The 26,678-nt window shown below is 71.0% G+C and carries 22 protein-coding genes; 9 read left to right on the top strand and 13 right to left on the bottom strand.

Annotated elements, in window-relative coordinates; translation table 11 throughout:
• The 3 genes from ACWDX9_RS37205 to ACWDX9_RS37195 form a co-directional block, all read left to right on the top strand.
• Positions 1–406, top strand: a 406-nt coding sequence (locus ACWDX9_RS37205) for a substrate-binding domain-containing protein (protein WP_449962612.1), incomplete at its 5' end; no start/stop codon positions are given.
• Between the two features lie 293 nt (positions 407–699).
• Entirely contained in the window at positions 700–1,227 is a 528-nt protein-coding gene (locus tag ACWDX9_RS37200; RefSeq protein WP_449962609.1) for a DinB family protein, read from the top strand.
• Positions 1,228–1,413: 186 nt separating this feature from the next.
• Positions 1,414–2,331, top strand: coding sequence for an endonuclease/exonuclease/phosphatase family protein (locus ACWDX9_RS37195; protein WP_449962606.1), 918 nt, complete (start codon positions 1,414–1,416; stop codon positions 2,329–2,331).
• 132 nt (positions 2,332–2,463) lie between these two features.
• Here the strand turns inward: ACWDX9_RS37195 and ACWDX9_RS37190 are convergent, their stop codons facing one another.
• The 4 genes from ACWDX9_RS37190 to ACWDX9_RS37175 form a co-directional block, all read right to left on the bottom strand.
• Complete coding sequence (locus ACWDX9_RS37190) at positions 2,464–2,823, bottom strand: prevent-host-death protein (RefSeq protein WP_449962603.1); 360 nt, start codon at positions 2,821–2,823, stop codon at positions 2,464–2,466.
• 357 nt (positions 2,824–3,180) lie between these two features.
• Entirely contained in the window at positions 3,181–4,233 is a 1,053-nt protein-coding gene (locus tag ACWDX9_RS37185) for a LacI family DNA-binding transcriptional regulator (protein ID WP_449962601.1), read from the bottom strand.
• Positions 4,234–4,387: 154 nt separating this feature from the next.
• Positions 4,388–8,650 (bottom strand): caspase, EACC1-associated type, encoded by a 4,263-nt coding sequence (locus tag ACWDX9_RS37180; RefSeq protein WP_449962598.1) that lies wholly within the window; start codon positions 8,648–8,650, stop codon positions 4,388–4,390.
• Between the two features lie 141 nt (positions 8,651–8,791).
• The gene (locus tag ACWDX9_RS37175) at positions 8,792–10,036 is read right to left on the bottom strand and encodes a C39 family peptidase (protein ID WP_449962595.1); all 1,245 of its coding nucleotides are present in this window, start codon (positions 10,034–10,036) and stop codon (positions 8,792–8,794) included.
• Positions 10,037–10,349: 313 nt separating this feature from the next.
• Here ACWDX9_RS37175 and ACWDX9_RS37170 point away from each other — a divergent pair, with 313 nt between their 5' ends.
• A complete protein-coding gene (locus ACWDX9_RS37170; RefSeq protein ID WP_350725282.1) occupies positions 10,350–11,003 on the top strand; it encodes an adenylate kinase family protein in 654 nt (217 codons plus the stop codon).
• Here ACWDX9_RS37170 and ACWDX9_RS37165 read toward each other — a convergent pair.
• Both ACWDX9_RS37165 and ACWDX9_RS37160 read right to left on the bottom strand, forming a co-directional pair.
• Complete coding sequence (locus ACWDX9_RS37165; RefSeq protein ID WP_449962593.1) at positions 10,997–11,254, bottom strand: hypothetical protein; 258 nt, start codon at positions 11,252–11,254, stop codon at positions 10,997–10,999. The genes ACWDX9_RS37170 and ACWDX9_RS37165 overlap by 7 nt on opposite strands.
• A gap of 62 nt (positions 11,255–11,316) precedes the next feature.
• Positions 11,317–12,042, bottom strand: coding sequence for a class I SAM-dependent methyltransferase (locus ACWDX9_RS37160; RefSeq protein ID WP_449962590.1), 726 nt, complete (start codon positions 12,040–12,042; stop codon positions 11,317–11,319).
• A gap of 130 nt (positions 12,043–12,172) precedes the next feature.
• Here ACWDX9_RS37160 and ACWDX9_RS37155 point away from each other — a divergent pair, with 130 nt between their 5' ends.
• Entirely contained in the window at positions 12,173–13,402 is a 1,230-nt protein-coding gene (locus tag ACWDX9_RS37155; protein ID WP_449962587.1) for a hypothetical protein, read from the top strand.
• A gap of 3 nt (positions 13,403–13,405) precedes the next feature.
• On the opposite strand, the gene ACWDX9_RS37150 is transcribed toward ACWDX9_RS37155, so the two are convergent.
• Entirely contained in the window at positions 13,406–13,864 is a 459-nt protein-coding gene (locus ACWDX9_RS37150; RefSeq protein WP_449962584.1) for an Lrp/AsnC family transcriptional regulator, read from the bottom strand.
• Positions 13,865–14,019: 155 nt separating this feature from the next.
• On the opposite strand from ACWDX9_RS37150, the gene ACWDX9_RS37145 reads away from it, so the two are divergent.
• Positions 14,020–17,370: an indolepyruvate ferredoxin oxidoreductase family protein gene (locus ACWDX9_RS37145; RefSeq protein WP_449962581.1), complete on the top strand. Its 3,351-nt coding sequence runs from the start codon at positions 14,020–14,022 to the stop codon at positions 17,368–17,370.
• Positions 17,367–18,506, top strand: a complete 1,140-nt coding sequence (locus ACWDX9_RS37140; protein ID WP_449962578.1) for an acyl-CoA dehydrogenase family protein — start codon at positions 17,367–17,369, stop codon at positions 18,504–18,506. The genes ACWDX9_RS37145 and ACWDX9_RS37140 overlap by 4 nt, the downstream gene beginning before the upstream one ends.
• Here the strand turns inward: ACWDX9_RS37140 and ACWDX9_RS37135 are convergent.
• Positions 18,484–19,734 (bottom strand): MFS transporter, encoded by a 1,251-nt coding sequence (locus tag ACWDX9_RS37135; protein ID WP_449962576.1) that lies wholly within the window; start codon positions 19,732–19,734, stop codon positions 18,484–18,486. The genes ACWDX9_RS37140 and ACWDX9_RS37135 overlap by 23 nt on opposite strands.
• A gap of 53 nt (positions 19,735–19,787) precedes the next feature.
• On the opposite strand from ACWDX9_RS37135, the gene ACWDX9_RS37130 reads away from it, so the two are divergent.
• Positions 19,788–20,660 (top strand): winged helix-turn-helix transcriptional regulator, encoded by an 873-nt coding sequence (locus tag ACWDX9_RS37130; protein ID WP_449962573.1) that lies wholly within the window; start codon positions 19,788–19,790, stop codon positions 20,658–20,660.
• A 75-nt stretch (positions 20,661–20,735) separates the two neighbouring features.
• Here the strand turns inward: ACWDX9_RS37130 and ACWDX9_RS37125 are convergent, their stop codons facing one another.
• Positions 20,736–20,954: a YxiG-like protein gene (locus tag ACWDX9_RS37125; RefSeq protein ID WP_449962571.1), complete on the bottom strand. Its 219-nt coding sequence runs from the start codon at positions 20,952–20,954 to the stop codon at positions 20,736–20,738.
• A gap of 42 nt (positions 20,955–20,996) precedes the next feature.
• The gene (locus tag ACWDX9_RS37120) at positions 20,997–22,250 is read right to left on the bottom strand and encodes an MFS transporter (protein ID WP_449962568.1); all 1,254 of its coding nucleotides are present in this window, start codon (positions 22,248–22,250) and stop codon (positions 20,997–20,999) included.
• Positions 22,251–22,307: 57 nt separating this feature from the next.
• On the opposite strand from ACWDX9_RS37120, the gene ACWDX9_RS37115 reads away from it, so the two are divergent.
• Positions 22,308–23,342: a DUF5937 family protein gene (locus tag ACWDX9_RS37115; protein WP_449962566.1), complete on the top strand. Its 1,035-nt coding sequence runs from the start codon at positions 22,308–22,310 to the stop codon at positions 23,340–23,342.
• 139 nt (positions 23,343–23,481) lie between these two features.
• Here the strand turns inward: ACWDX9_RS37115 and ACWDX9_RS37110 are convergent, their stop codons facing one another.
• The 3 genes from ACWDX9_RS37110 to ACWDX9_RS37100 form a co-directional block, all read right to left on the bottom strand.
• Positions 23,482–23,901 (bottom strand): profilin, encoded by a 420-nt coding sequence (locus ACWDX9_RS37110; protein ID WP_449962563.1) that lies wholly within the window; start codon positions 23,899–23,901, stop codon positions 23,482–23,484.
• 340 nt (positions 23,902–24,241) lie between these two features.
• Complete coding sequence (locus ACWDX9_RS37105; protein ID WP_449962561.1) at positions 24,242–24,985, bottom strand: SDR family NAD(P)-dependent oxidoreductase; 744 nt, start codon at positions 24,983–24,985, stop codon at positions 24,242–24,244.
• A 302-nt stretch (positions 24,986–25,287) separates the two neighbouring features.
• Positions 25,288–26,678 (bottom strand): non-reducing end alpha-L-arabinofuranosidase family hydrolase (locus tag ACWDX9_RS37100; protein ID WP_449962558.1); only part of this gene is annotated, 1,391 nt, incomplete at its 5' end.

The raw sequence follows: 26,678 nt of genomic DNA, 5'->3' as shown, positions 1-26,678 counted from the left end.
GGGGTGGCGCGACGCGCTGCGGCAGGCGGGCGCGGAGATCCCCTCGGTGCTGGGGTGCGGGTGGGACATCGAGTCGGCGTACGCGGCGGGGGAGCGGCTGGCCCGCTCGCCCGGGGTGACGGCGATCCTGTGCGGCAACGACGACATCGCGCAGGGGGTACGGCGGGCGCTCTACGACGCGGGCAAGGACGTTCCCGGGGACGTCAGCATCGTGGGCTTCGACGACATCCCGGGCTCGGCCTTCTGGACCCCGGCGCTGACGACCGTACGCATGGACTTCGTGGGGCTGGGCCGGGCCTGCTTCCACGCGGCACTCGCCGAACTGAGCGGCCAGCCGCAGCCGGACATCTCCCTGGTCCCGCCACGCCTGATCATCCGCGAGTCCACCGCCCCACCACGGCAGTAGGTGGGCCGGGGCTCGCCCACCCCTTGACCGTCTGGGTGGTTGACCAACTGATGCCCACCGCAGACCGGAATGCCACCGGCACCGTCGTTGGCCGACGGGCAATTGGGCCATGACTCACTTTTGATGATCAGTTAGTTCTCGCGGGTGTAAGAGCCTGCTGACAAAGGATTTGGTCGCTGAGGCCGGGACAGGGATGCCCTGGTCGAGCCCCATCTTCGAGCGATACGCCCGGCGGCGGGCAAGATACGTGCGTACCCCGCAAAATCGGTTGCGCAGGTCGTCATGATGGTGGCATGACGTGGACAGCACCCGACGTAGAGCGGGGACCTCGGACGGACATGGCCTGTGGCGAACGCGAGATGCTGGACAACTGGTTGAAGCTCCGCCGGGTGTTCCTGCTGCGCAAATGCGCCGGCCTCACCTCCGAGCAACTGAAGACCGCCTCTGTGGAGCCGTCCAACCTGACGCTGCTCGGCCTCCTGCGACACATGACGGAAGTCGAGCGCTGGTGGTTCCGGGAGAAGTTCCTGCACGAAAGCTTGCCCGAGCTGCACATCACGGAGGAGTACGAAGACGGCGACTTCGACCTGGTGGCCGACGCCGACGCCGAGGCGGACTACGCCGCCTTCCTCGCGGAGACGGCTGCCTGCGACGCCGCGGTTGCGGACATCGACCTCGAGGAGCTGGCCGACGACCCCCGGGCGCCGACCGGCAAGGTCAGCCTCCGCTGGATCTACATCCACCTCCTGGAGGAGTACGCGCAGCACACCGGGCACGCCGACCTGATCCGGGAGCGCATCGATGGGGCCACGGGAGCGTAGCGGCTCTCCCGGCATCACCCGTATCCCTGTCCCGTCCTCAGCGACCCAATCCTTCGTCAGCAGGCTCTTAGGTGAGCGGGACCCACCTGCGGAAGGCCTTGCCACCGGATGGCCATGGAGCAGTGAATAGGCGCGACATGATCAAGAGGGGATCCGGATCACACCAAAGCCTGCAAGGATCTCGCCGTGCCGATCTTCCGTTTGCTCCTGGTCGCACTCGCGGCGCTGACCGCGACCGTCATCGCCTTCCCCCGATCCGTGCCGAACGGGATCGGTCACCTCGGCAGCCTGGCCGAGACGTTCCTACCGTGGCTCGCGCTGGCCGTCCCGGTGCTGCTCGGCCTGGCCTGGTGGCGGCGTTCCATGGTGGGCGCGCTGGCCGCGCTGGTGCCGGCCGCCGCCTGGCTTGCCCAGTTCGGCGGGCACCTGTTGCCCCGCGGGGACCAGCCGCATCACCTGGTCGCGGTACAGCACAACGTCAGTGACGAGAACGCCGACCCGGCCGGCACCGCGCGCCAGCTGATCGCGGCCCGGCCGGACGTCATCGGCCTGGAGGAGCTCGTGCCGGCGGCGCGCCCGACCTGGGACGCCGCGTTGGGCGTCGAGTACCCGTATCGGACGGTGCAAGGCACGGTCGGACTCTGGTCCCGCTACCCCCTCGCCGAGGCGGCTCTGGTGGACATCCGTCCGCACGGCGTCGGCCCAGACTGGAACCGCGGCCTGCGCGCGGTAGCCCGCACCCCGCAGGGTGACATCGCGATCTACGTCGCTCACCTGCCCTCGGTGCGAATCGGTCTGGGGGGTTTTGATTCCGTACGCCGAGACGAGAGCGCCCACCGGCTCGGCGCCGTGCTGGCAGCCGAGCCGGTCGGTCGCATCCTTCTGCTCGGCGACCTCAACAGCACCGTGGACGACCGGGGGTTGCGCCCGGTCGCCTCGCTGATGGCAGCCCCACCTCGCGATTTCGCCTTCAGCTGGCCGGCGCGCGTCCCGCTGGCGCGCATCGACCAGATCCTGACCCGCGGAATGACAGTGACCAAGATCCAATCGCTGCCCAGGACGGGCAGCGATCACCTACCGATCGCCGCCGACATCCGCCTCTGATCCAGGACGCGGCGCGTTACCTAAAGATCAGGTGGCACGCGCGGCTTCGCCCGCGAGCGTCCCGTGCCGGACGCCGGCCTTCGATGCGACAGAACCGATCGTGGTCCTCGCGCGTGGGTCGTCGGGGCCAGGTCACCGGGCCTTCCCCACCAGCCATTCACGCAGCTGATCGTCATCACTGAGGCTGATCAACTGCACCAGCCCCCAGTTCTCGCCGTGGTCGGGGGCGTCGAGCAAGCGGTCCTGCCAGTCTTCGGCGTATTCGCGCAGCGCGTCGACCATCTCGATGACGGCCTCATCGAACGTCCGGCCGTCGGCTGCGAGGGGCGGGCCAGGAATGAAGATCGACCAGCCGCCGTCCTCGGGAACCGTTTGTGCGCGCGATGGAGTGACCGCGGCGAGATGGTGGCGCAATCTATCGACGTCTACGAGGGCTGTCGTGGCCGACTCGCGACGCACCGTGGCCACACGGCCGCGTTCAGCCGCGTCCAAGAGTGCTTTGAGATGCGCACGGCCTCGGCGTAGCTGCCGAAATGAACGGCAGTCATTGTGACACCTCCGCTGAACGTGCCTCTACGAGGCCTTCCTTGGTCAAGTACGTCGTACGCTAGGTGCCTGTGACGACGCCTCGGATGGCGTTCCGAACGTTGGCTCGCTAATGCTCTGATCCGTTCGCGGGTTGCACGGACATGGGACCGATTCTTTCCCCGGATCGGGATCGGCGTCTGGACGTGCTTCGTCGATTCGGTCGCCGACTACGCCATTGCCCATCGGTCAACGACGGTGCCGGGGTGGGCATCAGTCGGTCAACCACCCAGACGGTCAAGGGGCGGGTGGGCCCCGGCCCGCCTACTGGGTTCGGGCCGGAGGGCGGACGGAGTTGCGGACGACGATGTGGGTGCCGAGGACCACGTGCTGGCGTTCCTCGCGGTTGAGCGCGAGCCGGACCGCCGTCCGCCCCAGCTCCTCCGTCGGGATGTGCACCGTCGTCAGCCCCGGCTCCAGGTCGGCGGCGAACGGGATGTCGTCGTACCCGACGAGCGACACGTCGTCGGGCACCCGCAGCCCCGCCTCCCGCAGTGCCGCCAGCACCCCGATGGCCACCATGTCGGTGGCCGCGAACACCGCGGTGAACCGCGTCCCGAGCGCGATCAGCCGGCGCGTGCCCTCGTAGCCGTCGGCCCGGCCGAACCCCGCCGGGATGACCAGGTCAGGGTCGTACGGCACCCCGAAGGACTCGTGCGCCCGCACGAACCCGCGTTCCCGGTCGACCTTCGTGGTGCTGCGGTCGGCGGGGGACGAGGCGCCGAGCAGGGCGATGTGCCGGTGGCCCTGCGACAGCAGGTGGCTGGTCATGGCGTAGGCGCCGCCCTCGTTGTCGTACTCGACGACGGTCGTGGGCACGTCGTCCCCGAGCGGCGGCCGTCCGCACAGCACCAGCCGGGAGCCCGCCTTGTCGAGGGCGTGGGCGAAGTGGGACATGCGCTCGCGGTACGTGTCGTCCAGCGAGCCGCCCCCCACCAGGATCACCGCGTCGGCCCGCTGCTCGCGCATCGCCTCCACGACGGCCAGCTCCCTGGCCGGGTCGCCGTGGGTGGTGCACACCATGCACAGCCGCCCCTCGGCGGTGGCCTGCTGCTCGACGCCCTTGGCCACGTACGCGAAGGACGGCCCCGTGACGTCGTCCAGCACGAACGCCACCGTCTTCGTGCTCGCCCCCGACAGGGCGCGGGCGTGCACGTTGAGCACGTAGTCGAGGTCGCGCATCGCCCGCAGCACCCGCGTCCTGGTGGCCTGGGCGACCGGGTAGTCACCCTTGATCACCCTGGAGACCGTGGTGGCCGACACGCCTGCCCGGGCGGCCACGTCGCGGATCGTGACACGCTCGTCGTCGGTGAGCACGCCTTTTGTGCTTACTTTTCGCGACAAGGTCGGCCCTTCACGGTTTTCGGCAGACGGAGCAGTGCGGGTGGATCATGGGAGATTACGCCATCTCACCGAAGTCTATGGCCCGGGAGATCCGCGGGCGCAAGACGCGCGATCTCCACGACCGGCGTCACCCGGCCTGGCAGGGCGGGCTGTACGGGAGCCCGGGCACGTACTGGGCCCACTCGCTCCGGGTGATGGTCATTCCGGACACCTCGCAGACGTGCTGCCGCGCCTGCTCCACGTCCATGCTCCAGAGCTGCGCCGTCCCGTTGCCCGACGCGCTGGCCAGCACGTTCCCGTCCGGCGTGAACGCCACGCCGTTGACCCAGTCGGACCCGGCGAGCACCGCCCACGTGACCGGCCGGGTCCGGTCGGCGAGGTTCCAGATCCGGATGGTGCCGTCGTGCGCCCCCGTGGCCAGCCTGCGCCCGTCGGCGGTGAAGGCCACGCTGCCCACCGCGCCCGTGTGCCCCAGCAGGACCGCGACCTGCGCCGGCCGCTCGGGGTGGGTGAGGTCCCAGAGCCGGGCCGTCCCGTCGGAGCCCACCGACGCCAGCGTCCTGCCGTCCTGGCTGTACGTGAGCCCCAGCACGCTGTTGGTGTGCGCGGGGTAGTTGGCCAGCAGTCGCGGAGTGGCGGGCTTGGACACGTCCCAGAGCCGGATGGCCCCGGTCCCCGAGCCGATCGCGAGCATGCGGCCGTCGGGGCTGAACATGGCGGCGTTCAGCCAGTTGTCGGCGTCGCCGGGCGAGGAGACCAGCTTGGGGGCCCGGGGATCGGTCAGGTCCCACAGGTAGGTGCGGCCGTCCCGCGACGTCGTCACCACCGTCCGCCCGTCCGGGCTGAACGCGCCGGACTCCACGACGTTCACGTGCTTCCTGATCGTCGCCAGCAGCTTCGGGGCGGCCGGCCGGGAGACGTCCCACAGCTTGGCCGTCTGGTCGGAGGAGCCGCTGACGAGCATGCGGCCGTCCGCGCTGAAACGTACCGTCTGGACGATGTCCGTGTGACCGGAGAGCGTGGACAGCGACCTGGCCAGGCCCGGGTCGGAGACATCCCAGAGCTTGACGGTCTTGTCGCCGGACGCGGTGGCCATGATCCGGCCGTCCGGGGAGATCGAGAGCGCGTTGACGGGGCCGGTGTGCTCGCCGAGGCCGGCGCGGTAGGAGACGCGGGCGGGGTCGGAGACGTTCCACAGCCTGGCCATGGTGTCCGCCGACGACGTGGCGAGCGTCCGGCCGTCCGGGCTGAACGCGGCGGCGGTCACCGTGTTCGCGAACCCGGTCAGGGCGGTCGTGCGCCGCGGCTCCGCCGGGTTCGAGACGTCCCACAGGGTGACGGAGGCGTCGGTGTCGGTGCTGGCCAGCAGCTTGCCGTCGGGGCTGAACGTGACGTCGTACACGAAGGAGCCCCGGCCCCGCGCGGTGCCGACGCGCTTGGCCGCGGTGACGTCCCAGAGGTACAGCGTGCCGGTGGTGGAGGCGGTGGCGAGCCGGCGGCCGGCGGGGTCGAAGGTCACGCTCCAGGTGCTGCCGCCGTCCGGCGCGCTCAGCACCGTCGGGTCGCCGGGCCGCGCCGGGTCCAGCACGTCCAAGATCGTGGTGCTCCCGTCGCCCGCCGCGGTCGCCAGCAGCCGCCCGTCGGGGCTGAAGGCGACGTCGTTGAGCACGTACTTCTGCCGCAGGAGGGCGATCTGGGCGGGCCGGGCGGGGTCGGCGATGTTCCACAGCCGGGTCGTGCCGTCGAAGGAGACGGTGGCCAGGACGCCTCCTTTGGGGCTGAACGCGACCGAGCTCACCTTGTTCGTGTGGCCCGTGAGCGTGGCGAGGAGCCGTGGTCTGGCCGGGTCGGAGACGTCCCAGAGCCGGGCGGTCCGGTCCACGGACGCGGTCGCGAGCACCCGCCCGTCCGGGCTGAACACCGCTCGCACCACGCTCGCGGCGTGGCCCTTGAGCTCGCTCACGGCCTTGGGGCGGGCGAGGTCGGAGACGTTCCAGAGCCGGGCGGTGGCGTCGCTGGAGGCGGTGGCGATCATGCGGCCGTCGGGGCGGTAGGACACCCACTCGACCGGGCCCCGGTGCCCGATCAGGCGGGCGCCGACCGGGTGCGCCAGCGTGCCGAGCAGCGCGCCGCGGGCTTGCGGGGTGTCGGCGATGCGGTAGGAGACCAGGGAGAGCTGGGCGCCGAGCGAGGCGTCGGCGGCGCCGTTGGCGGAGCCGGCGACCTGCGTGGAGACGGCCTGGTCACGTTGCCTGGTCACCTCGGCGGTCTGCCGCAGGGCCAGGACGCCGGCGGTCACGGCGGCGAGGAGGAGGACCGTGAGCGCGGCGATCACCTGGCGGACGATCCAGGTCCGCCGCCTGCGCCGCCGCAGCGCCGCGTCGAGGAACGCCCGCTCGGTCGCCGATCGCGCGCCCTGCGCGACAGCCTGTGCCGCCGCCAGGCGGCTGTCCGCGTACAGGTACGCCGGGTCCCTGCCCTGCCGCTGCCACGTCTCCGCGTCCTCGGCCAGGCGCTGGCGGACGAGCAGGTCGACCCGGTTGGTCTCGATCCAGTTCCGGAGCCTGGGCCACGCGCGGATGAGGGCCTCGTGGGCGATCTCCGCCTCGTCCTCGTTCACCGTGAGGAGCCGCGCGCGCACGAACTCGTCCAGGACCCGCCGCGGGACGCCCGCGGGAGCCAGGTCGGCCAGGGCCACCCGCTTCCTCGTGTCGTCGGTCTGCTCGTCGAGGTGCACCAGCCGTACCAGCAGGTCTCGTGCGATCGGCTCCACGTCCGCGCCGAGGTGCCGCAGCGTCTCCTCGGCGCTCGTGGCCAGCGCCCGCGCGATGCCGCCCGAGGCCCGGTACGCGGCCATCGTCAGCGTTCGCTCCGTACGGCGCTGCCAGGTGGCCAGCAGCGCGTGGGACAGCAGCGGCAGCACGCCGCCCGAGCGCTCCACGTCACCGGCTCCGACGTCTTCGAGCAGCAGGTCGGTGAGCCCGGGCTCCAGCGAGAGCCCCGCCCGCGCGGCCGGGCCCTCGATCGCGGCGCGCAGCTGCGTCACGGTCATGGGCCCGACGATCGCGGGCCGCTGCATCGCCTCCAGCAGCCCCGGGTACGACGCGCAGTGCCCGAAGAAGTCGGCCCGGACGGAGGCCACCACGGCCGCCGAGCCGGAGAGCGCGACCAGCTCCTCGACGAAGCGCCGCCTGGCCCGCTCGTCCGCGCACGCGGTGAAGACCTCCTCGAACTGGTCCACCACCAGCAGTAACCGCCGGCCGCCAGGGGGCAGCCTGCGGGCCAGCTCCGCCGACGGATCCGCGCCCGGGGCCAGCACGACGCACGACAGCTCCTCCGCCGTCTGGTGCCGCAGCGCCGGGATCAGCCCGGCCCGCAGCACCGACGACTTCCCCGCCCCCGAAGGACCCGTCACGATCAGCGGGCGTCCGCTCCCGAACGCCTCCCGCACCCGCGCCACCAGCGACCTGGTCAGCTCCTGCCGCCCGAAGAACACCTCCGCGTCCTCGGGCCCGTACACGGCCAGTCCCCGGTACGGGCCGGCCTCGTCGCCGGGCTCCGCGACCGGCGGGACCGGCCGGGAGCGCGGGGCCACGTAGGCCGGGTTGACCGCGAACGCGCGGCGATCGCCCAGGTCGGTGGCCTGGCGGCGGGGCCGGGGGAAACCGGCGTCGGGCAGCCTGCGGGCGAGGCTGTGGTAGACGTGATCCAGGGTGAACACCGAGGGCCCCGCCGGGTCGCCCGCGTTCAGCAGCCGCAGCAGCGCGCCGCTGAAGGCCGTGTGCCGGACGCCGGGCAGCGCCCAGGAGTTCTCGTCCCTGCTCGACGACGTGAGCAGGTACGCCCCCTGCCACATCGCGTCGAACACCCGCTCCACCGCCCGCGACGACGCCCCGCGGGCGCGGCCGGCGAAGCAGCAGTCCAGGACCACGACGACGAGCTCGGCCCGCGACGCGGACAGGATCTGGCGCACGACCCCGTACGGCAGCGCCTGGTATCCGGGCGCGCCCCGGCCGAGGTCCACGGTGGCGCGGGTGGCCAGGTGCAGCTCGTTGTCCGGGCCGATGAGGCCGTGGCCGACGTAGTAGAACATCAGGACGGAGGTCGCCTCCTGGGCCAGCCGGTCCAGCGCCTGCCCCAGGTCGGCGGGGGTCGCCGGGTCCAGCCGTACGGTCAGGTGGGCCTGCGCCAGCCCGCCGCGCTCGACCAGGCAGCGCCCGACGTCCGCGACCGTCGCCGGCACGGCGGGCACCGCCGGCAGCGGCGACTCGGGCCGATGCGTCCCCGTGCCCGCCACCAGGACGCGGGCGCCACCGGACGACAGCAGGAGAGGTGGACCGTTCCAGCGCGGTCGGGGCCTCTCGACGGTCGCGAATTCGTCGTCGGTCATCCGGCGCTCCACGGCGAGGAAGGTCGGCGGGCGGCACGAACTAGGAGACGCCACTCCGAGCGCGCCTCGTGATCCCCCGACAACTCCCGGTTGCCAGAGTACGCACCCTTCCGACCTTCCGTCGAGATCCCGGGCCGGGGATCACCAGTTGGCGGGCAGCCCCGGAGTCGTGGCGGGCAGCGCGCGGCCGGGCGGGTGGATGATGTACGTCACGCCGCCGCTGCTGGAGCTCCGCAGCCACACGTTCTCGAAGGCCGCCCGGGGATAGACGTGGCGCACGGCGGCGTTGCCGGACGACGCCGGGTCGTTGGCGATCACGTCGCCCGACGAGGTGAAGCCCACGATCGCCATGAGGTGGCCGTTGGTGCCGTAGCCGGCGCCGGGCAGCTCGCCCTTCTTGAACGACTGCGACGTGATGACCGGGATGCCCGCCTTGATCAGCTGCTCCAGCTCGGTCAGCGACCGCAGCCGCGTGACGAACCCATCCATCCCGTAGCGTCCGGCGTAGGCGGTGTTGAACGGCCAGTTGCCGGCGCCCTGGTAGGCGTGGTCGTAGGTGTAGCGGGCGGCGTAGTCGACCTCGGGGTTCGGGTCGGAGGGGTCGACCCAGGAGGTGTCCTGCGCGCTCGGCCACCTGTCCCAGTAGCCGAGGACCATGGTGGTCGAGGTCGGGCTGCACCAGGCCTCGCCGCCGCCGTCCCACTCGGGGTAGTGGCCCTGGTGCACGTTCTGGGAGCGGCGCGGCACGGCGAGCTCCGTCCCCCACGCGCCCCCGCCCGGGCTGACCGGCACGGTCTTGCGCTCGGGCACGTTGGAGGCCATGACGCCGGAGGTGCGCACGCGCGGCGTGACCGCGGAGCCGGGCACGCGGTAGAGGGTGAGGCGCAGCTGGTAGGCGGTGATGGGCTTGCCCGCCGCCGCGACCAGCGTGTCCACCGAGACGTTCGCGTCGGCGTCGCCCTGTCCCGAAACGGAGGTGCGGCGGATGTCGCCCTCCGCGTACGCCCAGCGGCCGAGCGAGAACCACTTGGTCAGCCCCTCGGCGTTCCTGGCCCGGGCCTCGACCTGCATCCAGCTGCCCGGGGGCACGTCCGCGGTCCAGGAGGCGATCAGCTCGGTGGCGTCGAACCCGATCGTCCGCTCGGGGCCGGTCCAGCGGGCGTACTCCCAGCTCTTGGTGCCGAGCGCGTCGGTGTAGGAGACGGTGCCGGCGGCCGTGCCGAACGACAGGCCGTCGCCGGCCGTGGTGCCCTCGTACGTGCCGGTGGCGAAGTCGGCCCGCTGGAAGACGACCTGCGACGTCACGGCGAGCGGTTTCGCCCCGGCGGGGGCGGAGAGCGTCGTGGCGAGGAGCAGGCTGGACAGGAACACGGTCAGCGCGCGCATGAACCCACCTTCCGGTACAACCGCTGTGTGAAGCATCCGGAAATCTACGTATCAACTCACGCTGCGCAAGTTTCATGAGTGCCGAAATATTTCGGCGAGAGTTTCCCCAAGTAATAGCAGATTATTACGGTCGGCACCGGCCTCCAGGGCCGATAGCTTTCTATGATTCATTGACACATTTCGGAAATTTCCGCAAACTGGCAGTTCACCCCTCGGTGATGGACGTGTGTGGTGTGGTGTGCTCCGGGTGCCGCCACACCACACACCTTCCCGACCATGATCCCGCTGGGTCGGTTGTGGGAACGTGGGGCATATGCGCAAATACGTGATCCTCGGCGTCCAGGGCAGCGGCAAGGGCACCCAGAGCGCCATGCTCGCCGGCGACCTCGACCTCGTGCACATCAGCGTCGGCGACATCTTCCGCTGGCACGTCAAGAACCACACCAAGCTGGGCGCCCAGGTCCGCCGCCTGGTCGCGGCCGGCGAACTGGTGGGGGACGACCTGGTGGAGGCCGTGGTCAGGGACCGGCTCCAGCAGCACGACTGGAACTACGGCTTCATCATCGACGGCTTCCCCCGCAACCGCCGCCAGGCGGAGTTCTTCCTGGAGAGCTACGACATCGACGGGGTGATCCACCTGGACCTGCCGGACGAGGAGGTGCGCCGCCGCGTCCTGGCCCGCCGCCTGTGCTCGCGCTGCGGCATGGACTACAACCTGATCGCCCACCGGCCGGCGGAGGAGGGCCGCTGCGACGTGTGCGGCGGCGAGCTGGTCTCCCGCGCCGACGACACCCCGGACGCCCTGGCCAGGCGCCTGCGCGAGTACCACAGCAAGATCGACCCCGTGGTGGAGCTGTTCAGGGGCAAGGAGTACGTGATGACCGTCGACGCCCGGTCGGACAAGGCGACGGTCCAGCGGACCATCCGGACCCGCTTCAACCTCCCGCCCTACACGCCGCCTCAGTGAGTGATCAGCATGGTGAACCGGTAGAGGTCGACGGCGAGGAGGAGGGAGAAGACGACGAACGCCGACGTGCTCCGCCACACGAAGGCCATCGCCAGCAGGGTCAGGAGGACGGCGGAACCCGACGCCGCGGTCGCCAGCGTCATCATGTCCGGATCGCTGTAATCCGGCATCTCCGGGTCCCAGTCGTAGTTGGTCGGCATGAAGCTCGCGAGCATCGCGAACGCTCCGAGGGTGCCGGTGAAGGCGCTCATGCTGATCCGAGCGGTCCTGGACGCCCTGTGCGCCCTCAACTGAGCCGCGGTCTCCGGATTACTCACGACAAGGCCCCCGTTTCCCGTAATTCCTTGACGCACTTTATGACGAGGAACACGGGGAAGCGGGCCGCTTCGGGTCGATTCGCCGCCCATTCGGGAGCCGGCTCGGGCTCGGCGAGCTCGTCCACCCACAGGCCGTGGCGGCGGAAGGTGTTGACGTACGTCGAGAGCGTACGGTGGTTGGCGCCCACCTGGCGGCGCAGCGCGGAAAGCTCCCCGTCGGCGCGCCACCAGCCCTCGGCGTGGTAGCGCGCGTCCCCCGGCCAGGAGCCGGACACCCCCGGGCCGCCGGGGAAGCACGGGTGCAGGATCGAGCAGGCGAAGACCCCTCCGGGCCGCAACGCGACGGCGGCGGATGCGACGGCGCCTTCGAGGTCGTCGATGTCGGAGAGGCCGAAGTTGCAGACCACCGCGTCGAACGGATCCGGCAGGCCGGGCCGGGAGGCGTCCGCGTGGAGGTAGCGGATGCCCAGTGGCGCGTCGCGCTCGGCGGCCCTCGCCTTCGCGATCAGGGCCTGTGAGACGTCCACGCCCACGACGGCGGCGCCCCGGCGGGCCAGCTCGCGGCTGACCCGGCCGTGGCCGCAGGCGATCTCCAGCACCCGCGTGCCCGCGACCGGCCCCAGCAGGTCGAGCAGGCGCGCGGAGGCCGGGTCGTCGATGACGTCGGTCCAGCCGGAGGCGTAGAAGTCGGCGATCTCGTCGTAGCGCGCGACATCGGGCATGACCCCGACGGTACGCGTCCTTGATTCCTGGCGGGCTGCTGTTCGTCGAGCGCGGAACGCCTGCCGGGCGGGCAAAGGGTTCGCCATGGCGGCGCATGGTTCCGGTCGGGCCGCCCCGTGGGCGGGGCGGGTGAGAGGAGGATCGTCCCCGGTCGAGCGGCACGGCGCGGTCAGGCGGGGGGACGACATGGGCATGCCCGGGATCGCGGCGGTCATCGCGCTCCTCGCCGTAGGCGGGTGGACCGGAGTGTACGGCTCCGCCCCGCCGCCGCTGTCCGGCGCGGTTCCGGCCGCGTTCCACGTGCCCGGGAGCCCGGACCTGCGGATCATCGGGACCGTCAGCCCGGAGCCGATGGTCATCGGCGGGGAGTCGGTCTACTCGGTCACCGTCACGAACGCGGGGGACCGGGCCGCCGAGAACGTGACGGTCATCGACACGCTGGACCGCAACGCGATCCCGGGCCCGATCCCCGACGACTGCGCCCTCATCAGGCACGGCGGCGCCGTCGCCTGCGGCGGGCCCGGGCAGACGCTCCCCGCGGGGCAGAGCGTGAGCTACGAGATCCCGGTCACGATCGACCCGGGAGTCCCGGAGGGTGCCCACGTCCTCAACCGCGCCGAGGTCACGGCCTGGGGGATGGGCAGCGGCACGACGCGGATGGTCAGCCCGACCCGGGCGCGGCTCGGGGGCCGTCCGGAGGCCGCGGGCCCGGACGGCGCCGTCGACGACTGCGCCCCCGGCAACACCGGCGGTTCCGAGGACGCGCCGGTGGAGGGCCCCGCCGGGGGCGGCGGCTGCGCGTCCGCCGTACCCGACCCGGCCCCGGCTCCGCGGCCGACGCCGAGCCCCGACACCCCCAAGGAACCGGACCCCGTGCCCACGGCCGATCCGGTGCCGTCCGCCACGGCGGAGCCGGGCCCCGTTCCGGGCCCCACTTCGGGCGACGACGCCGGGCCTGCGCAGCCCGTCCCCGGTGAGGGTTACGTTCCGCCCCTGCCCGGCCAGGATCCGCTCCAGCCCGTCCCCGGCCAGGGGCCGGTCCAGCCGGGTCCCGGTCAGCCGGGCCCCGGGGAGAAGGCCGGGCCCGGCCAGGTGCCGTACCCGGAAGGTCTCCACGAGGGTGGATATCAGGTGGGGGTCGGCGGGGGACCGGCCCATCGCGGGTCCCGGCCGGCGTCCGGCGGCGAGGAACCGGAGACGGAGGGCGACGACCTTCCCCTGGCCGGCGTGTCGGGCTGGGGGCTCGGCCTGGGCTTCGCCGTCCTCCTGGCGATCAGCCTGCTCGTCTGGCACTTCTCCCGCCGCGAGCAGGCCCGAGACCGTACCCGCGCTCCCGCCGGAGCGGGCAAGAAGCGGTGAGGCTCAGCGGGCGCGAGGGGACAGCGCGTCGCGGGTCCACGAGCCGAGCACCAGCAGCGTCTTGGTCCCGGTCACGTTCCCGGCCCGCCGCAGCCGGTCGATGACCTGCTGCAGGTGCCCGAGGTCGCGTACCCGCACGTGGATCAGGGCGTCCGGGTCGCCCGCGATCGTGAACACCGCCTGCACCTCGGGCACGTCCGTGGCGGTGCGGACGATCTCGCTCACGGGAGTCGTGCCCGGATAACGTAGCTCCGTGAACGCCTCGATCCCCCACCCCAGCTTGCCGTAGTCGATCTGCACCGTGAACCCCGTGATCACGCCGAGATCCCTGAGCCGGTCGACCCGCCGCTTCACCGCCGCGACCGACAGCCCCACCAGCTCCGCCATCTCCGAGAACGTCCTGCGCCCGTCCTCCCGCAGCAGCCGGAGGATGCGGTGGTCGACGTCGTCCACATCAGGCATGCGAGAACCCCTTCGTCCGGCGCAAAGAACCTCAGCCGCCAAGCCCAAGTGTTCACATAGTTTGCGTCTTCCGGGCACTTTCTCATCTAATACTTGCGCATATCATCCCGCATTGCTGTGCTTGGCACACAAGTACGAGGCCAGGAGGTTCGAGCGTGAGCGAGCCATCAGTGTCGCTCGACGACAAGTACACGGCACGTGACGGCCGGGTCCTCATCTCCGGCATCCAGGCCCTGGTACGCCTGACGCTGGAGCAGCGCCGGCTGGACGAGGAACACGGGCTGGACACGCGCGTGTTCGTCACCGGCTACCAGGGTTCGCCGCTGGGAGGCGTGGACCTGGAGATGAAGCGGGCGGCACGGTTCCTGGAGCCGGCCGGCGTGGTCTTCCAGGCGGGCCTGAACGAGGAGCTGGCCGCCACGGCTGTGGCCGGCACCCAGCTGCTCGACCAGGTGCCGGGCCGCCGGCACGACGGCGTCACCGGCTTCTGGTACGGCAAGAACCCCGGCCTCGACCGCGCCGCCGACGCCATCCGGCACGCCAACACGGCCGGCACGGCGCCCCTGGGCGGAGCGGTGGCCTGGATCGGCGACGACCCCGGCTGCAAGTCCTCCACGCTGCCCAGCACGTGCGAGCCCATGTGCCAGAGCCTGTCCATGCCGCTGCTCGCGCCCGGCTCGATCGCGGAGATCGTCGAGTTCGGGCTGCACGCGGTGGCCCTGTCGCGCGCCACCGGGCTCTGGGCCGGGCTGAAGATCGTCGCGGACATCGCCGACGCGTCCGCCACGGTGGACCTCGGCCGGCTCCGCGCCGGCATCCCGATGCCCGACAAGAGAGACCGCGGAGCGGCTCCCCTCCTGCTCGGCGCCGCCGCGCTGGACGCCGAGCACGACATGCTCACCCGCCGCCTCGACCTGGCCCGCGAGTACGCCCGCGAGCACGGCCTCAACCGGGTGACGGCGGGCGCGGGCAACACCGCCCTGGGCATCCTGGCCTCCGGCACCACGTACGCGGTGGTCCTGCGCGCCCTGGCCGACCTCGGCCTGGACGAGGCGGCGCTGGACGAGCGCGGGATCCGGCTGATCAAACTCGGGATGCCGTTCCCGCTCGCCTACGACGACCTGGCCGCCATGACCGCCGATCTGGACAAGGTGCTGGTGGTCGAGGACAAGGTGCCGTTCCTGGAGGGGCAGCTCAAGCAGGCCCTGTACGGGCGGGAGCGCATGCCGGCGGTCGTGGGCCGGGACCTGCTGACCGCCCGCGGCACCCTGGGCGCCGAGGACGTGTCCAAGGCCGTCGCCACCTGCCTGGGCATCGACCTGGCCCCGCGCGCGAAGGTCCGGCCGAGGCGCATGCTGCCCCTGGTGGCCGCGCGCACCCCGTACTTCTGCTCCGGCTGCCCCCACAACACCTCCACCCGCACCTCCGACAGCACGCTGGTCGGCGTCGGCATCGGCTGCCACGCCATGATCGCCCTGGACGGCCACGGCCGCGGCACCCAGGTGGGCCTCACGCAGATGGGCGGCGAGGGCGCGCAGTGGTTCGGGCTGGCGCCGTTCACCGAGGACCGGCACTTCGTGCAGAACCTCGGCGACGGCACCTTCCACCACTCCGGCTCCCTGGCGATCAGGGCCGCCGTCGCCGCCGGGGTGACGATGACGTACAAACTGCTCTACAACGACGCCGTGGCCATGACCGGCGGCCAGCGCGCCGAGGGCCGGCTGGACGTGCCTGCGCTGACGCACGAGCTGGCCATCGAGGGCGTGCGCCGGATCGTGGTCACCTCGCCGGAGCCGGAGACGTACCGGGGGGTGCGGCTGGCGGGGATCGCGTCGGTGCGGCACCGCGACGACCTGCCCGAGGTGGAGAAGGAGCTGGCCGCCCTCGACGGCGTGACCGTGCTCATCCACGACGACCGGTGCGCGGCCGAGGAGCGGCGGCTGCGCAAGCGCGGCAAGCTGCCCACGCCCACGGAGAAGGTCGTGATCAACGAGCGGGTCTGCGAGGGCTGCGGCGACTGCGGCGAGGTGTCGACGTGCCTGTCCGTGCAGCCGGTCGAGACCGAGTACGGCCGCAAGACCCGCATCCACCAGGCCTCCTGCAACTCCGACCTGAGCTGCCTCAAGGGCGACTGCCCGTCGTTCCTGCTGGTGGAGCCGGGCACCGTACGCCGTCGCCAGGCCCCGCCGCCGCCCGCCGAGGTGCCGGAGCCCGCGAGCCGGCCCGGCGAGGCCCTGATCCGGATGCCCGGCATCGGCGGCACCGGCGTCGTCACCGTCTCGCAGATCCTGCAGATGGCGGCCCACCTCGACGGCCTGTACGCCTCCGGGCTCGACCAGACCGGGCTGGCGCAGAAGGGCGGGCCCGTGGTCAGCGACGTGCGGATCTCGGCGCGGCCCCTGGAGGGCTCCGTACGGGCCACGCCGGGGAGCGCGGACGTGCTGATCGGGTTCGACCTGCTGGGCGCGGCGGCCGAGGCGAACCTGGCCACGGCCTCGCCCGAACGCACCGTCGCCATCCTGAACACCGCCGTCGTCCCGACCGCCGCCATGGTGACCGGGCGCGCGGTCGTGCCGGGGCACGCGGACGCGGTCGCCCGCGTCGAGTCCGCCGCCAGGCGCGTCGAGTGCCTGGACGCCCAGGGGCTGTCGGAGCGCCTGTTCGGCGACCACATGCCGGTGAACCTGCTCCTCCTCGGCGCCGCCTACCAGCACGGCTGCCTGCCCGTCTCCGCCGCCGCCGTCGAGCGGGCCATCACGCTCAACGGGGCCGCCGTCGAGCAGAACCTCGCCGCCTTCCGCTGGGGCCGCGCCACCGTGGTCTCCGCGGAGCCCGCTCCGTCGCCGGCCGCCGAAGGGCTGGACGAGGTGGTGGCCACCCGCGTCGCCGACCTGACCGGCTACCAGAACGCCGCCTACGCCCGCTCGTACGAGGAGGACGTGCGGCAGGTGGCGGCCATCGCGGTCAAGCTGGCGGGCGAGGAGGCGGGCGGCCGGATCGGGCTCGCGTACGCCCGGGCCCTGCACAAGCTCATGGCCTACAAGGACGAGTACGAGGTCGCCCGCCTGCACCTCGACCCCGCGGAGAAGGAGCGGAGGGAGCGCGAGTACGGCCCGGACGCGGTCGTGTCGGTGCTGCTGCACCCGCCGCTGCTGCGGGCGATGGGGCTCAAGCGTAAGATCAAGGTACGCCGTTCCGCCGGGGTCCTGTTCCGCGGGCTGCGGGCGGCCAGGGTGCTGCGCGGCACGACGTTCGACGTCTTCGGCCACGCCCGCGTACGGCGCGTCGAACGCGAGCTGGTCGTCGAATACCGCGACCTGATGCGGACCGCGCTGGACAAGCTCACGCCCGGCAGCGCCGAGACGGTCGCGGAGATCGCGGGCCTGCCCGACCTGATCCGGGGGTACGAGGACATCAAGCTCGCCCGGGTCGCCGAGTTCCGCGACCGCGCCAAGGCCGCGCTCGCGCGGCTGGACGAGCCCGTTACGAGCCAGGAGAGATCGTGACCGTTGACCGGCTGCTGCCCGACCAGGACTCCAGGGATCTCATCGAGCTGACCCGCGAGATCGCCGACAAGGAGCTCGCGCGCCGGGTCGACGAGCACGAGCGCGCCGAGACGTACCCGGAGGGGCTGTTCGCCACGCTGGGCGCGGCGGGGCTGCTCGGGCTGCCGTACCCGGAGGAGCTCGGCGGCGGCGGGCAGCCGTACGAGGTCTACCTGCAGGTGATCGAGGAGCTGGCGATGCGGTGGGCGGCCGTCGCGGTCGCCACCAGCGTGCACACCCTGGCCTGCTTCCCCGTCTCCGCCTTCGGCACCCCCGAGCAGCGCGAGCGGTGGCTGCCCGACATGCTGGCCGGGCGCCTGATCGGCGGCTACAGCCTGTCCGAGCCCCAGGCCGGCTCCGACGCCGGGGCGCTGACCTGCAAGGCGGAGCGGGTGGAGACCGGCTACCGGATCACCGGCAACAAGGCGTGGATCACCCACGGCGGCCTCGCCGACTTCTACGCGCTGTTCGTCCGGACCGGGGAGGGGTCGCGGGGCATCTCCTGCTTCCTCGCGCCGGGGGCCGCCGACGGGCTGACGTTCGGGCGGCCCGAGGAGAAGATGGGGCTGCACGCCGTGCCGACCACCAGCGCCCACTGGGACGGGGCGATCCTGGAGGAGGAGCGGCTGATCGGCGAGGAGGGCCAGGGGCTGCAGATCGCCTTCAGCGCGCTCGACTCGGGCCGGCTCGGCATCGCCGCCTGCGCCACCGGCCTCGCACAGGCCGCCCTCGACGAGGCCGTGGCCTACGCCAAGGAACGCCAGACGTTCGGCAAGCGGATCATCGACCACCAGGGGCTCGGGTTCCTGCTGGCGGACATGGCGGCGGGGGTGGAGAGCGCGCGGGCCACCTACCTCGACGCTGCCCGGCGGCGCGATGCGGGCCTGCCGTACGGCAAGCATGCGAGCATCGCCAAGCTGGTGGCGACGGACGCGGCGATGAAGGTCACGACGGACGCGGTGCAGGTGTTCGGTGGGTATGGGTATACGCGCGAGTTCCGCGTCGAGCGCTACATGCGCGAGGCCAAGATCATGCAAATCTTCGAGGGCACCAACCAGATCCAGCGCCTGGTCATCAGCCGCCACTTGGCCAAGTAGCCTCGCCGTCGGTGAGATTGCGCAGGTGGCGGATCGGTGACGCCAGCAGGACCAGCGGCATGCAGGCGGCCGCGACGACGAAAATCATCAAGGTGACGCGGCCGCTGAGGACCCCGGCGACGGCTCCGGCGAGCAACCCGCCGATCGGGATCGCACCCCAGGAGACGAAGCGGACCGTCGCCATCACCCGGGGCAGCAGGTCGGGCGGGCTGGCGATCTGCCGGTAGGTGCGGGTGACCACGCTGAACACCACCACGCCGGCGGAGAAGACCACATTGCCGACGGCGAAGGCGACGAAGGCCTGCCAGCCGGTGCCGAGGGGCACGACAAGCGCCCCGGCGAGTGAGACGAATCCGGCGACGATCAGGGCACGGGCGGTCCCGAGCCTGGCTGTGATGTGGTTCGTCAAAGCCGCGCCGACCAGCGTGCCAACGCCGTCGGCCGCCAGCAGCAGGCCGACGAGGCCGGGCTCGGCGTGCAACTCGCGCACGAGGTACAACGCGTAGAGCGCGTGCTGTGCCCCGCAGACCGTGTTTGCCGCGGTGGCGGCCCACATGCACGGCCCCATCACCGGGTGGTGCACGACGAAACGCCAGCCTTCCCGGATCATCGCGCGTACCGGTGGCCGGCGCTCGGGGGTCTCTGAGCGGCGTTCGGGCAGGGTCCGCAGCAGCAGGGCTGAGACAAGGTAGCTGGCCGCGTCGACGAGGAGGGTAGGCACAGCCCCGAGCACCTGGACGATGAGACCGCCAACGGATGGTCCGCCGAGCTGAGTTGTGGCGTGGGTGCCGGAGGTCAGGCTGTTACGGGACTGCAACTGCTCCTTGCTCACGATCGACGGCAGGAAGGTCGAGTTGGCGACGTCGAAGATGACGTCCGCGAAGCTGATCACGAGGGCCACGATCACCAACTGGGCGACCGTCAGACAGTCCAGCCACCACGCCAGAGGAATGGAGATGACCGCCGCCGCGCGTGCCAGGTCAGCGCCGATCTGAACCCTTCGCATGGGTAGTCGCTGCACCATCACCCCGGCGGGTAGGCCGATCACGATCCAGGCGACGTAACCGGCAGCGGCGATCATGCCCATCTCTAACGCGGAGGCGTCGAGCACCGTCAACGCCGTCAGTGGCAACGCCACTGCGCCCATCGCCGAACCGACCGCGCTGGTCGTGCCGGCCGTCCACCACCGCCAGAAGACGCTCGCGCCGCGCGCACTGTCGACTGCCATCTCGACATCTCCCGAGTCAGTTCCAGAATGGAATGCACTATATAATGGGGTATGTGAAGCGTGCTGATCTACCCGACGCCGACTGCGGCATCGCGCAGGCGCTTGGAGTGATCGGTGACTGGTGGACGTTCCTGGTGGTGCGGGACATCGCCGGCGGCACCACCCGCTTCGACGGCCTTCAGCGTGAGCTCGGTGTCAGCCGCCGAGCTCTGGCCGAGCGCCTCGCTGGCCTCGTCGAACACGGGGTACTGGAGAAGCGGCCCTACTCCGATCGCCCGCCGCGTTACGACTACCTGCTGACCGCGAAGGGCGAGGGCCTGCTGCCGGCGCTCATCGCGCTACAGGATTGGGGTACCAGGCATGTGATGGGCGATGGCGCGCTGACCGCGACCAGCGAGGACGGGTCCGCCGAGACCCGCCGGGTGCATGAGCTGGTCGGTCGGAAAATGCCAGATGTCGTTCTGGAACGACACGACGGCGAACGGGCCGCGCCCAACGCACCCGGTGTCTGGACGGTGCTCTACTTCTTCCCCGGCGCCTTCGCGCCCGGCGCCCAGGGCTACCCGCCTGGTTGGGCCGACATCCCGGGCGCCACGGGTTGCACTCTGGAGTCCCTCACCTACGCGACACGGCATGCCGACTTCGAGGCGTCCGGTGCCGTGATCCGAGGCGTCAGCACCCAGCGACCCGACCAGCTGTCCGCCTTCGTCGCGCACGCGAGGTTGCCCTACCCGCTTCTGTCCGACCAGGACAGCAAGCTCGCGGCCGGGCTGCTGCTGCCGACCTTCCGGGCGGCCGGTGTCGACCGCTTCAAGCGCCTCACCTTGCTGGTCGACCCCAATGCGATCATCCGTGCGGTGCAGTTTCCGATCAGCGACCCGGCCGGTTCGGTGAAAGACATGCTCACCCTCGTCCGCGCTCAATGACAAAGACCCCCGATCCGCTCATGCCGCGGAGCGTGAGCACCGCCTGATTCGGCTCGCAGGCAGGACTGCCAAGCATCAAGCGAGACGGGGACACGGCATCGTAGGGGTGAGCATCTGCCAGTTGACTCCCCAGACGTAGCCGTCGAGGTCGACTCCCGTTTCGCAGGTGATAAGCCGGTCATCGAGGGAGTCGGGCCAGGTGCCGGCCGGCACGGTTGTGGCGCGGTGGGCCTGCACGCAGTGGCGGAACAGGTAGCGCGGCGTCGTCGGCGCCAAGAGCCGGCGTCTACGCACCCGCGCCACTACCCGACGCGGACGCGGATGCCTCAACCCCGCTTAACTCACGCCTACCATCGAAGAGCCCCCAAGTCCCGCTCGATCCCTGGCAGCTGCGTGCCGGGCCACTGCGGCGGCGCCCGTGCCGGCCAGGACGAAGAGGGCGGCCAGGCCGACCCAGCCCGCGGTGCCGTGTTCGACGGCGGTGGTGGCGAGGATCGGGGAGAACATGGCGGCGATCGCGTAGCCGGTCTGGCTGAGGCCTTGGTAGGCGCCGGCGCTGCGCTGGTCGGCCAGTTCGAAGGCCATGCCCCAGCCACCCGCCTCGCCCAGGATCTCACCCATGGTGTGGGCGAACGCGGCCAGGACGCACAGGACGCAGGCGACGATCATGTTTCCGTAGCCGGCCAGAGCGTACAGACCGCATGCCATCGCGAGCAGCCACGACGCGCGCCTGACCGTGCGCCCGGCCTTGCGCACGTCGTCGGTGCCGCGCGAGGCGCGCACCTGGAGTGCGGCCACGACCACGGTGTTGAGGACGAGTAGCACGGAGACGATGGCGGTGGGCGCGTCGGTGGTGGCCACCCAGAGCGGCATGCCGACGGTCAGCAGGCCGAACTGCGTGGCCACCACGGTGTTGCACGCCACGCTCGCGATGTACGTACGGTCCCTGAGCGGCGAAGGCCCGGCGGACGCGGTGCGCTCCCTGACGGCGGTCATCCTGGCGGCGAGCTCCGGCACCTGACGCCCGAGCCCGGCCAGCGGCACGGTGGCCGCCAGCAGCAAGACGCCGGCGACGACCACCGCCACACGGTACGCCGACGCGGTGCCGATCAGGAGCGCCGCCGCAGCGGCCACCGTGCCCAGGCCGATGAAGACGTTCGTGACCACGCGCATCCGGGCCCGGACCTCGACCCGCTCCGGGCCGGTGTACCACCGCGCCAGCATCGCCTGCTTCGACGAGGAGCCCACCGAACGCGTGATCACGGCCAGGCAGGCGATCAGAGTGAACACGACGGCGTCGGAGACGAACGTGTAGGCGAGCAGCGCAACCCCGTTGAGCCCTGTCGCCACCGTCTGGACGTGGTGCGCGCCGACCCGGTCAGCCAGCCACCCTCCCGCGTACGAGGCCAGCACCCCGGTGCCGCCCGCGATGCCCAGCCCGAGACCCACCGTCGTCGCGCTGAGCCCGATGACGAGCGTGAAGTACAGCGTGCTGACGGTGTAGAAGACGCCACTGGAGAGTGCGAACGCCATCGTGCTGACGGTCAGTGAGCGGGCGACGCGGTCCTGAGGGAAGAAGGTCTGGATCACGGGGGCCTTTATCCCGTAATAGGGCCATTGTCGCCAATTGATGTAGCGTATGGCTTCATGGCGGGGCTGATCGAGTACGAGCTCGCGGGGATGGACGTGGCCGACGTCCGCTTCGCCATCTCGCCGCTCAACGAGCTCACGTTGTCGTTGCGCACGTTCCGCGACCCTGGCCGCTACCCCGTGCACCTGCCCTGGCTGCGCCGGACGGAGCAGGCCCGATCCACGCTGGACGTGCCCCTGCTGCAAGCGCTCACCAACGACGACATGTGGACGCCGGACTACCTGTCACCCCGCCCCCATGCCCCGCTCACCCGCATCGACGACGAACTCGCCGCGGTCGCCCGCGTGCCCGTGGACCGGGTGCTCGACGACCTGCGCGCCATCCACCCCCGGCTCCCCGAGCCGCTGCGCGGCGACCCGTCGGCCCGCATCCTGGACGCGCTGCGGGATTACTGGCGCACCTGCTTCGCGCCCTGGTGGCCCAGGATGCGCGCGGTCCTGCAGGCCGACGTGGTCCATCGCGGCCAGGTCATCTCGGCCCACGGCCTGGCCGCGATGTTCGCCGACCTCAGCGAGCGCGTTCGGCTGAAGGACGGCGTCGTATCCATGCGGCTGATCAGCGACGCCCGCTACCGGCGCTCCACCGGTGGCGAGGGCCTCACCCTGGTCCCGACCCTCTTCAGCCGGGCCGCTACCGTCCCCATCTCCCCGTCCGAGCCCCCTTTGATCATGTACGGCACCCGGGGCGTCGGCACGCTCTGGCAAGCGGAGCCCCGTCACTCCCCAGGGGTGCTCACCGACCTTCTGGGCGCCACCCGGGCAGGGCTGCTCACCATGCTTGAGACCCCCGCCTCATCGACCGAACTCTCCGGCCGCCTGGGCGTCACCCCCTCGGCCGTCAACCAGCACCTCCGCACGCTCCGCGCCGCCGGCCTCCTCGCCAGCGCCCGCCACGGTCGCTCGGTCCTCTATCTACGTTCGGAACTCGGCGACGCCCTCGTCGCCGGATCAGGACTGCGGGCCGTCGGTGTCGACCGCGCAGCGGGGGATGCTGCCCACCCCGGTTCCGGTCGGTTCGGCCAGGAGGCCTGAGACGGAGTCCTGGTGCGGTCGGTGCCGTCGGTGGAGACCGTGCGCAGTTCGGGCGACTTGGGGAGCTCTCGCAAGTCCCCTACGCCGGCGAGACGTCAAACCCCGATCAACTTCGAGGAGCCGGAGGGTTCTAAAGCAGTCAGTTATGCCGGGTGCCAACTAGATCGGCCAAAATTTCGATGTACGTGTACTCGTCGTCCGACGTGTCCGCGTTGAACAGCGCGATGATGAGGCCCTGCTCCACCAGGGCACAGCCAATGCCGTCACCATCACTTTCGTCCAGGTCTCTGACCACGAACTGTGGGACGGTATATGTCAACAGGTTCTCGTCGTACGACAACTCGTACGGGACGCCTTCAAAGTAGAGATAGTTGTCGTTCCACAGGAGGGTGACGTCATTGACCGCGCTGACGATCGCTTGAAACTCCTCGGGCTGGACACTGAAATCATCGGGACTGACGGCCCAGAGCTGGGCGTCCAGTCCGTAGACGGCTATCTTGGGGTACCCGGCGAGCTGCACCGCCTGTTCCAGCGCGGTTTGCAAGTCGCTTTTCGACACGTTCAACCTCTCCCGTTTGGCCCCGCTGGGGTGCGGGATCCGTCGCGGTGGCCACCGCCTGCTCGTTGCTCGCGAGGATCCTCTTCGCCATCGTCGATCAACATGAGCCCCTGATCAAGGGGTGCTCTCTGCGGCTGTGCCCCCATCGCCTCCGCCCGACGGGTTCCTGCCATGAGCGCTTGGTGCTCTTCGCCTGGCGCTTGGCGAAGGCCGGCGTGACGTGCAGACGGTGGATGTGCTCGTAACGGATCTGGTCGATGATGCGCGAAGGCCGCCGGGAGGATGGCGGGTTCCCGACGGCCTTTTCGCTCTTGTGTTTTCCTCGCGGACCGGCAAGGAGTCAGGCGGTGACGCCGCCGTCCACTGCTATGGAGGCGCCGGTGATGTATCGGCCTCCCTCGCCGGCCAGGTGCGCGACGGTCGCGGCGATGTCCGCGGGCTCGCCGTAGTGCCCGAGGGCGGTGTAGGCGCTCTGAGCGTCGGCGCCCGGCCCGTCGGCGGGGTTCATGTCGGTGTCGATCGGGCCGGGATGGATGACGTTGGCGGTGATGCCCCTCGGACCGAGGTCGCGTGCAAGGCCCTTGGTCAGCCCGGTGAGGGCGGTCTTGCTCAATGCATACAGGGTGATGCCGGGGAAAGGTGTGCGGCCGGACAGGCAGCTGCCGATGTTGATGATCCGTCCGCCTTCGGTCATGTGCGTTGCCGCGGTCTGAGCGGCGATGAACGGCGCACGTACGTTGATGGCGAGGACTCGGTCGAAGTCCTCCGGACGAACGTCCTGCAGCGGCCCGAAGGGGAACACTCCCGCGTTGTTGACCAGGACGTCCAACCGGCCGAACTCGCCGGCCGCCCGCTGAACGGCGTCCGTGACCGCCGCGGGGTCGCCGGCGTCTGCCTGGAGGGCCATGGCGCGGCGTCCCATTGCCTTGACCTGCTCCACCACGGCGCGGGCCTGGTCGGTGCTGTGCCGGCAGGTCACCGCCACATCCGCCCCGTCCGCGGCGAGCCGGAGCGCGATCGCCTTGCCGATGCCGCGGCTGCCGCCGGTCACCAGCGCTGCCTTGCCGTCCAGAACTGCAGACATATCGGGACTCCCATCGTGAGCGAGATTTCAGGAGCGAGGGGCGGTTCACCGTCCCTGATGCGCCCCTTGAACCCCGTGCTGCCTCCCCTGGTTGCACCGGGACGCCACGGCCCCCGGAACTACATGCTGGCGGCGGGTGTGTGGCCGGGCCGACTTCGCGAGTCCACGACCGATGGGGTCATTGCGGAGAGCACGGTGCGGCAGGAAGTCGGCGGGCGGGCCTTCCGGTTGGTGACGGGGGCTGGGATGACCACCGTTGCCAACCGGAAGGCCGCTCTCAGGGACGGATCCGTGTCACCTCATCAGTGCTGCAGGGTCAGCAGGCCCGGCCGGTAGGGCAGGAGGCCGTAGTCGCCGCCCGAGCTGGGGTTGCGTCCCTGGTAGAGCAACTGCAGATTGCAGGGGTCAACGGTCATGGTCTGATCGGGGTTGCTGCGGACCAGATCGCCGTGGCTGATGTCGTTGGTCCAGGTGGCGCCGCTGTTGGCCTTGCCGGCGAAGGGGTTGCTCTCCGTCGCGGCCTGCGGTGTCCACGAACCGTCCAGGCTGGTGGCCGTGAACGAGCGGAAGTAGCGGCCCTGCGAGCCGATCGCCTCGACGAGCATGAGGTACCGGTTCTGGCCCTGGAGCTTGTAGACCTGAACGGCTTCGAACAGGTTGTTCGTCGAGTCGCTCATGATCACCGTCGAGGTCGAGCCGAAACTGCCCGGGAAGTTTCCGATGGGCATGCCGGCCCGGTAGATCTTGCCGTTGTCCCCGGCGAAGAACAGGTACATGTTCGTGCTGTCACCGATGAGTGTCTGGTCGATGGGGCCTGTTCCGGAGCCGGAGATGCTTCCGGAGAAGAGCACCTGCTGCGATGACCAGCCGTTCGGATTGGTGGGGTCGCTGGAGGTCCGGTAGGAGAAGGCGGTGCCACCCCACTGGTAGGCGAGCACCCAGATGTTCTTCGGGGCGAAGTAGAAGAGCGTGGGCGCGACGGTGGAGGAGGACATCGTGTTCTGGCTGGCCGAGGCCATGTCGGACCAGTTGGTGAAGAGGCCGAAGTTCATCGAGCCCCACGCCGTTCCCGTGTCGTGCGTCGTCCCGTAGACGAGATGCCTGCCGTTGTAGACGACGGTGGTGAAGTCCTTGAGCGAGACCCAGCCCGACTTCGGGTTCGCCAGCGCGCCGGTCGATGTCCAGCGGTACGTCGACGGAAGAGTGCACGTGCCGGTCGGGGTCGGGGTCGGGGTCGGGGTGGGGGTGGGGGTCGGTGTGGGGGTGGGCGTGGGGGTGCCGGGGTTGCCGCAGGTCACGCCGTTCAGGGCGAACGACGTGGGCACCGGGTTGCTGCCGGTCCACGAGCCGTTGAACCCGAAGTTGGCGCTGCCGCCGGAGGGGATGGAGGCGTTGTAGGAGACGTTGGTGGCGGTCACCGACGAGCCGGACTGGGTCTGGGTGGCGTTCCAGATCTGGGTGATCTGCTGGCCGGCGCCGAAGGACCAGGTCAGCCGCCAGCCGTTGACCGCGTCACCGAGGTTGTTGATGGTGACGCTGGCGTTGAAGCCGCCTGACCAGCTCGAACTGATGGCGTAGTCGACCCGGCAGGCGACGGCGGCCTGGGCGGGCTGCACGGTCAGCAGGCCCGCTCCGGCGAGCAGGACTGCGACGGCGCCGATCACGAGGCCGCGGCGCGAGGCCCGCCGGGGCG

It is taken from the genome of Nonomuraea sp. NPDC003201 (assembly GCF_053590415.1).
The sequence above is the reverse complement of the archived record's forward strand: the minus strand, read 5'-3'. Positions and strand labels throughout refer to the sequence as shown.